This is a genomic window from Candidatus Desulfolinea nitratireducens (assembly GCF_982879505.1).
The window spans coordinates 2,378-10,665 of sequence record NZ_CEYOSI010000118.1 but is presented as its reverse complement, the minus strand read 5'-3'; the positions used below and the strand labels follow the sequence as shown (position 1 = coordinate 10,665).

General features: G+C 49.1%; 6 protein-coding genes. 5 read left to right on the top strand and 1 reads right to left on the bottom strand.

Features of this window, described 5'->3' with window-relative positions; all coding sequences use genetic code 11:
* From AC3DOM_RS11140 to AC3DOM_RS11120, 5 genes are all read left to right on the top strand, one after another.
* On the top strand, nt 1-190 hold a 190-nt coding region (locus AC3DOM_RS11140; RefSeq protein ID WP_487919123.1), incomplete at its 5' end, for a hypothetical protein.
* A 109-nt stretch (nt 191-299) separates the two neighbouring features.
* Nucleotides 300-2,063, top strand: a complete 1,764-nt coding sequence (locus tag AC3DOM_RS11135) for an ABC transporter ATP-binding protein (protein ID WP_487919122.1) — start codon at nt 300-302, stop codon at nt 2,061-2,063.
* Between the two features lie 198 nt (nt 2,064-2,261).
* Nucleotides 2,262-4,079 carry an ABC transporter ATP-binding protein gene (locus AC3DOM_RS11130; RefSeq protein WP_487919121.1) on the top strand — a complete coding sequence of 606 codons (1,818 nt, stop codon included), beginning with the start codon at nt 2,262-2,264 and terminating at the stop codon, nt 4,077-4,079.
* Between the two features lie 222 nt (nt 4,080-4,301).
* Complete coding sequence (locus tag AC3DOM_RS11125; protein WP_487919120.1) at nt 4,302-4,667, top strand: LiaF transmembrane domain-containing protein; 366 nt, start codon at nt 4,302-4,304, stop codon at nt 4,665-4,667.
* 278 nt (nt 4,668-4,945) lie between these two features.
* Complete coding sequence (locus AC3DOM_RS11120) at nt 4,946-6,688, top strand: universal stress protein (protein WP_487919119.1); 1,743 nt, start codon at nt 4,946-4,948, stop codon at nt 6,686-6,688.
* Between the two features lie 241 nt (nt 6,689-6,929).
* Here the strand turns inward: AC3DOM_RS11120 and AC3DOM_RS11115 are convergent, their stop codons facing one another.
* Nucleotides 6,930-8,060, bottom strand: coding sequence for an aminotransferase-like domain-containing protein (locus AC3DOM_RS11115; protein ID WP_487919118.1), 1,131 nt, complete (start codon nt 8,058-8,060; stop codon nt 6,930-6,932).
* Nucleotides 8,061-8,288: the final 228 nt, after the last annotated feature.

Below are 8,288 nucleotides of genomic sequence, written 5' to 3'. Positions count from 1 at the left end.
TGTATTAAAAAATGATTATTTGCCCATGAAGAGAGTGACGGCAGCGCCAAGAGCAAAAATGGCGGTCAATGTTGCAAAGATACCACCAGCAAGAGCAGGTACAAATGCGGCTAGACCAACAAATAGGAAGAAAAGAACCATAAACCATGTTGAAAGAGCTTTGGGCATATTCATTTTACAATCTCCTTAGAACGAGATGGGCTGGCCGAATTGCCAGATCATTTATATAAACCCAACTTTGTCCAAATAGTTTCAGTATTTGATAGGGTACGTTACCAGAATGGTACAATCATCTTCTTATGACAGCACATCCTCTTGCCTCTGAATTCACCATTTCGCGTACTCATTCAACGAATCGGACCAGCCCTGCGCGCTGGATCTGGTCACATGCCTATCGTTATTGGTGGATATGGATCGTCATCATTATCGGCGCGTTGGGGAACGCCGGCCTTGCCGGGCTGATGCCCGTTTATGTCGGCGAAGCCTTCGATGCGATCACCGCAGCCGTTCCCCAAACCAGCAGATTGCTCCCCCTCGCCCTGCTTATCGGCGGTTCGCAGGTTGTGCGGGCAATCCTCCAGCTGGGGCGAAACTTTGGGGCCGATCTGATCGCCCAAAAGCTTGAGCGCAATATTCGTGACGAGCTTTATATTTCCCTTCTCGGCAAAAGCATGACCTTCCATAATATTCAGCCAGTTGGTGATACCATGGCGCGCGCCACCAATGATGTGCGCGAGATCAACTTCATGTTCAGCCCGGGCATTAATCTTGTGGTGGGTTCATTAACCTTTCTGATCATGCCTTTTATCTACGCGCCGCGTTATCATCCGGCGCTATTGCTCACACCAACCCTTTTCGCCATTGCCTATTTCCTCGCTCTCTGGGAATATTTGCGTAGCCTCTCTCCCGTTACCGATGCGGTCCGCGCCACCTTTGGCGATATGAATACCCGTCTGGCCGAGGCCCTCGATGGTGTCGAAACGGTCAAGGGCGCAGCGCAGGAAGAGGCCGAAGTATCTCTCTTCAATCACCAGGCCCGGCGTGTACGGGATGCTTTCGTTAAACAGGGTGATCTCGAAGCGCGTTTTATTCCCATGCTGCTTTTCGGGATGGCGCTCGGCGGCGGGCTGCTGCATGCACTGATCCTTCTGCGCCAGGGTGAGATCCAGATCGGTGCAGTTGTTGCCTATGTTGGCCTGTTGGAAATGCTCATGTTCCCGACCTTTGCCTCGACTTTCGCCTATACCCAGGTTTCATTGGGGATGTCGAGTGCGCGCCGTATTCTGGAATTAATTAATAGCGAAACCCTCCTTGATCAAAATAGGGAAGGCTACGCCGAAATCATGCGCGGGGAAATAGGCTTCCGTCAAGCGGCATTTGCCTACAACCAGACCGATCCCGTTTTGGAGGAGATCACATTTTCCGTTAAACCCGGACAAACGGTCGCCATTGTCGGACAGACTGGCGCGGGGAAGACCTCCCTCGTCAAGCTGCTCAACCGGACCTACGATGTCACCGGCGGGCAGGTTTTTGTCGATGGGGTCGACGTCCACGACTGGAATCTCGGTTCGTTGCGCCACCAGATCTCGATCATTGAGCAGGATATTTTCCTCTTCTCCAACTCGATCGCAGAGAATATCGCCTTTGGCAAACCAGATGCCACCCAGGCTGAGATTATCGCTGCGGCAAAATCGGCGCAGGCGCATGAATTTATCATGAGCTTTGAAAAGGGCTATGAGACTGTTCTTGGCGAACGCGGTGTGACCCTCTCTGGCGGGCAGCGCCAGCGGATGGCGCTCGCGCGCGCCTTCCTGACCGATCCGCGCATTCTCGTCCTCGACGATTCGACCTCCGCCATCGACAGCGCCACCGAGGATAATATCCAGCGCGCCATTGCCGCCGCGGCGAAGGGACGCACGACCTTTCTGATCACCCATCGCCTCTCGCAAATTCGCTGGGCAGATCTGATCATCGTCCTGCGCAAGGGGCGTATTGCCGCAATTGGCGATCATGATGAGCTGATGAAAACCAGCGAATCATATAGGCGCATTTTTTCGGAATAAAAGAAAACCGCCAGTCTCTGAGCGGAGTGCTGAACGAATGTGAAGCACGCAGTCCCCTGTACCCGATAGGGTGAAGGACGGTATTTGCAAAGTCGCTCTTCGACTACATACCTCGCATTCACTCGGTATTCCGCTCAGAGACTGTCATACTTTTACTTTCTGACAACTCACTCTTCACTAATCACTGGACACCGACTTATGGGCTTTTTCTCCGGCCTTGGCGCCGAAAACTACGACCGAGAATATTCAGACCGCGAACTAACCAAGCGCATCGCGGGAGGTTTTTCAGTTCAACGAAAACGGATCATCAGTATTTCTATTCTGGTAACCATCGTTGCACTGATCAGCGCAGCCACCCCGATCATCATCAGCCGCAGCCTCGAAGCGCTGGATACCCGCCCCACAATGGAAGCGACCCTGCTGATTGGCGGTGGTGTATTCATGATCGGTGTGCTCAACTGGGGCATCAACTGGATTCGTCGCTCGATCACGGCTCGCGCCATCGGTGATGTCGTCATGGAATTGCGCACCAGTGCTTTCCGTGCCGCTGCTGACCACGACCTATCCTTTTACGATAAATTTTCATCGGGGCGGATCGTCTCGCGGATCACCTCCGATACCAAGGATTTTGGGCAACTGGTCACCATTGTCACCGATGTGACTGCGCAACTTATCCAGGCCAGCATTCTGATGGTGGTCCTCTTCCGCACCGAATGGAAGTTGACCCTGCTTGTCATCGCCTATTTGCCGGTGATTTTCTTTATTACCTCTGGTTTCCGCAAGATGGCCCGCAAGGTCACCCGCAATGGGATGCGCGCCATGGCTGAGGTGAATGCGACCATCAAGGAAACGGTCAGCGGTATCTCGGTTGCCAAGAATTTCCGTCAGGAAATGAGCATCTTCGGGACCTTTGACACGGCCAATAAAGATTCTTATCGTGTCAACGTACGGCGCGGTTTTGTGCTCGCGCTGGTATTTCCCACCCTGAATGCCATGGGCGGAATCGCCACGGCCATCATGGTTTACGTCGGTGGGTGGAGCGCCGCGCAGGGTGGTGTGACAGCGGCGGCCTGGTTCCTCTTCCTTCTGAGTCTGAACCATTTCCTCTTTCCGATCATGAATCTCTCTGCCTTTTGGGCGCAGATCCAGCAGGGCTTATCGGCAGCCGAACGGGTTTACGCGCTGATCGACGCCGATCCAAATGTTATTCAGGTGGATGATCAAGAGGTGAAGCAACTCAAAGGCGGAGTCCGTTTCGAGGAGATTTTCTTCCACTATAGCCCCTCTGAACCGATCCTTTCCCACTTCAACTTGCTGATCCCGCCCGGAGAGAATCTGGCCCTCGTCGGGCATACCGGCGCCGGGAAATCATCGATTGCCAAGCTGATCGCCCGCTTTTATGAATTCCAGTCCGGGAAGTTGACCCTCGACGGGCAGGATATCCGCAGTTTCGACCTGACCTCCTATCGCCGCCAGTTGGGGATCGTCTCGCAGGTGCCCTTCCTCTTTTCGGGGACGGTCGCTGAGAATATCCGCTATGCCTGCCCGAATGCGACCGAGGCCGCGATGTTGAAAATGGCCCGCAAGATCGGCGATGGTGAATGGCTCGAGACGCTGCCAAATGGATTTGAAAGTCAGGTTGGCGAGCGCGGTGGACGCCTTTCGATGGGACAACGTCAATTGGTGGCACTAATGCGGGTGTTGATCCAGAACCCGGCCATCTTCATTCTTGACGAGGCGACCGCCAGCATTGACCCCTTTACCGAATGGCAGATCCAGCAGGCTTTGAATTTGATCCTTGAGAATACGACCAGCATCCTGATCGCTCACCGCCTGTCGACGATCAAATCTGCGGACCGGATCCTGGTGATGGAAAATGGCGGCATCATCGAAGAGGGGGATCACGACAACCTGCTCGCGAAAGAAGGGCATTATGCCGAGTTATATAATACCTATTTCAGGCATCAAAGCCTGGCTTATGTGGAAGGCGCGCGGGAGTTTTCGGACGGGGATTAGAAGTGTGAAAATTTGCCATCAACGAAATTTTACCTAAGCGTTCAGACAGACAAGCAGGGAGATAATTAAGATGGAAAATGTTGTTTTCTTGTTCCAGTATAATAATCAACATCCAAAAGCCTAACCAGCCAGGCTTTTGTTTCTGGCAGATGATTTTATCGGTAGACAAAGCTTGGTGTTTTACAGCAAATTGGTTTATCCGTCTCAAAAGGAGAAGAAAAGATGAATACTGAAGAAAACACAGATCCCAATAAAAAGAAAGACAGTGGAGTAATGGGTGGTCTGGTATTGATAGCCATTGGCGTCATATTTCTTGTGATGCAATATAGTGATATTTATTTTAACAATTGGTGGGCATTATTTATTCTGATCCCCGTCTTCGGCGCATGGAGTCGTGCAGTCAATATATTCAGAGAATCCGGGGAAATAACAGAAGAATCGATCCAGGTAGTTATGGGCTCTCTGTTTCCTTTGTTTGTAGCTGCAATCTTTTTGTTTAATCTGGATTGGGGGCGTGTTTGGCCCGGGTTTATTATTATTGCTGGCCTCAATGCCTTAGCCAGGGGCTGGGGACAGCAATCGGATTGATATCTACGTCTTAAAAGAAATTCATTTATCCAATATCATTGCAACGGTGCTGCAGATCAATCAACAAAGCCTGGCTTATCTTGAAGGAGTGCGGGAGTTTGCAGATAGGGATTAGAATTTTGCTCTCAACAATATCTAAGTGTTAAGCTAAAGTAACGTGGAGAATGAATGACAAAGGCACTGCAAAATTAGGGCTTTCATTAATGAAGGATATCAGGTAATTTATGTATAAGATATTCTTTACTGGCGAAAGCCATATTCTTCTACGGGAATAATAAATGAAAATACGATCTAAGGCCAGTTACCAATTGGCCTTGCACGATTTTCAATATGCCAGAAAGCAAGCCGTAATGCAGCAGATATTGTCGCGTTTACGGGGAAAGGCGGGCGAACTTCTTTGTTTTGATGAGGTGCGGCAACAATTAAGAAGCACAGGGGCGACCGTCAAACATGGACTCCAGGAGATTCCCCTGGAAAAAATTGTAGGCAGCGTTGCTCGTTACAATGATTTCACCCGCAGCTTTTTGCCCAAGAAGGATACTGATGAAGAGCGCTGGGTAGAAGTGAAAGCTGCTGTTAATGACATGGTTGGTATGCCGCCAATTGAAGTCTATCAAATTGGGGATACTTATTTCGTTCAGGATGGCAACCATCGAGTTTCTATCGCCCGTCAATTGAATTCGAAAACAATTTCTGCCTATGTGACTGAGGTAAAAACAAGGGTACCACTAGCTGCAGATGATGATCCCAACGAAATCATCTGTAAGTATCGTTATGCTGACTTTCTGGAAAAAACCAACTTAGATAATCTACGCCCCGATGTCGACCTTTTGATGACTTTTTGTGAACAGTATCAGGTTTTTCTTGAGCAGATAGATGCCGAATTTTATCTCTTGAAAAGAAAGCAGGATATATCTGATGAAAGCGAATTAAGGCAGAAAGCCATTGTAGATTGGTATGATCTGGTCTATCTGCCTGTGATTCAGATCGTCCGTGAATTGGGTGTCTTGCATCGCTTTCCCGAAAGGACAGAGGCGGATATGTATGTGCTGCTCTCCGAACGTCAGACCGAGTTGGAAAAGGAGCTTGGCTGGCATGTGGAGATGGAAACCGGTGTGTCTGACCTGATCAGCAAGCCCAAAAAACCGCGCGATTTGTTGAGTCGAATCATAACAAAAATATCCCCATTTTTAGATGAAGGCCCAATTCCGGGTTTGTGGCGCAAACAACAACTGGCGCGCAAACGCTATCATCATTTATTTGAACATATTCTCGTCCCCCTGGATGGCAGTAATGAGGGTTGGCGGATGTTTGAATTTATTTTGAAAGCTGCCCAATTTGACGGTGACCATATCCTCGGCTTACATGTCGTTCCAGAAAAGGCACAACTGGAGAGTGATGCTGTACATCAGATGCAGGCAAGATTTAATCAGGGCTGCCAGGATGCGGGGATACAGGGAGAATTTGCCGTTGAAGTTGGCAGCAACCCGGTTCGGTCGATTCTCAAGCATGCAGCCTGGGTTGATTTTGTGATCGTCAACAGCACTCGCCCGCCAGAAAACCAACCTTTGGCTCGGATAAGCCCTGATCTGAAACTGATCGTTCAACAATGCCCTCGACCCATCCAGGTCAGGCCAGATGGTACGCAATCTGATTATAGCCATGCGCTGCTGGCATACGATGGCAGCCCGAAAGCGGATGAAGCCCTGTTCATTGCCACCTATCTAACTGCCCGGTGGCCAAAATCTTTAACAGTGGTAACCGTGGAAACATCGCATACCAGCCAGGCTGCCTTGGAGAAAGCACGGCGTTATCTCACAGAGCATAATTTAACAGATGTGAATTATGTGCTTAAGGAAGGGCCAATTGCTGAAATGGTCCTGGAAACAGCAAAAAAATACGACATCAATTTGTTATTTATGGGGGGATTCAGCTTCCGCCCTGTGCGGCATCTTACGCTCGGCAGCACGGCAGAAAATATCCTGCGCGAGTTTCGGCATCCGATGTGGATCTGCCGATAATGTAATGGGGGTTTTAAGCCAGAAATCTTGCTTTGAACGAATCACCATCCTTGCATAGCGTCAAATCAGCAATGAGGTGACTGAGCAAATCGCAAGGCAGGATTTCTCAAAATACAATCCTCTCGAAAGAAAACAAGAAACTGCCAATAGATCGCACTTATATTGAGCGCTTTCTAATTCCTTAATTACTTTTTCCTGATTATCTCACAACACCAGCCATGCGTATTACCCGCGGCTAATATCAACTCAAACAATTCCCTAACCGAATAACCCCTTCTTCAATAGCGCTTGGCTCATAAAAACAAAAGCCCAGGCGCATATATTCTCGCGTTCCCTTTTGACCGGAAAAAAGTTCTCCAGGACGGAAATCCACTTTAAATTTCTTTGCATGCTGACGTAATGCAGATGTATCCTTTCCAGGTATCCGAGCCCAAACAAAGAAGCCGCCTTGAGGAGGCGTGAATTCTGCCAAAGGAATATATTGGTGCAAAGCAGCAGTTAATGCGTTTAGGCGAGTTACATATTCCTTGTGTAAATGTGCGATATTCTTAGCCAAATCGCCCGTTTCAATCGCTTCGCGAACTATTGCAGAGGTGAAGGGATTCAAGCCTCCGCCGCTATCGAGCAGGCCGCAGCCTGCCAATTCCTTGAGTATTTTCTGATGTGCCTGGATCCACCCAAGCCGCAGACCGGGGGCCATGATCTTTGAGAATGAATTAATAGAAATGACTTCTTCCACGTCATCCGCAAGTAGAGCAAAAGGAGCAGGCGGTTTCTCGGTATACCCGAGAAGATGATAAACCTCATCGGCCAATATGAGAAATTTATCCCGCTGTGCCAATTCAATCAGTTTTATTCTCCGTGCAGGTGATAATGTTCGCCCACTGGGGTTTTGAAAAGTTGGGATTGTATAAATAAACTTTGGCTTATGTCTGTCTAACGCATCTTCCAGTTTTTCTATCAGCAAGCCATCCTCATCCATCGGGATTGAGATGACGCGTAGCCCATGATCTGCAAAGATCCGCAATGCCAGGAAATAGGTGGGTTCCTCAACAAAGATCACGTCACCGGGGCGAGTATAGAGTGTACAGATCAGGTCGATGGCGGAGGATGCGCCCTGGGTAACAAATAGAGAATCAGGGTTCACGCGCGATTTGAACGGGACGGAAAGGAAGTCTGCCAGAGTAGCCCGGAAATAACCATTTCCCTGTTCCGCCCCATATTGCAGCGAGTTTAGTTCACCTCTCTCAAAATATGCTTCCGAAGCACGACGCATAATTGAAAGCGGCAACAAGTCAAAATCCGGATTGCCCATGCCCAGATCTATGAAGCCAGGGGGAATACTGATTTGTGTGACGGGAAGATCGTTCATCCCCGTATTATAACCAAGGATAACCCAGACGCTATCTACTTGACAAAATCTGCCGAAGCTATATACTCAATCCGGAATAGTCAGGATTGACTATTTTTCTGATAACTAAAGGAAACGATATGACAACGCGCGAACTACTTTTCCTTGGTCTCTTGCGTCATCAAAAGATGCATGGCTATCAACTAAACGAATTTATCCAGCAGGATCTGGCAGTATGTACCGATATCA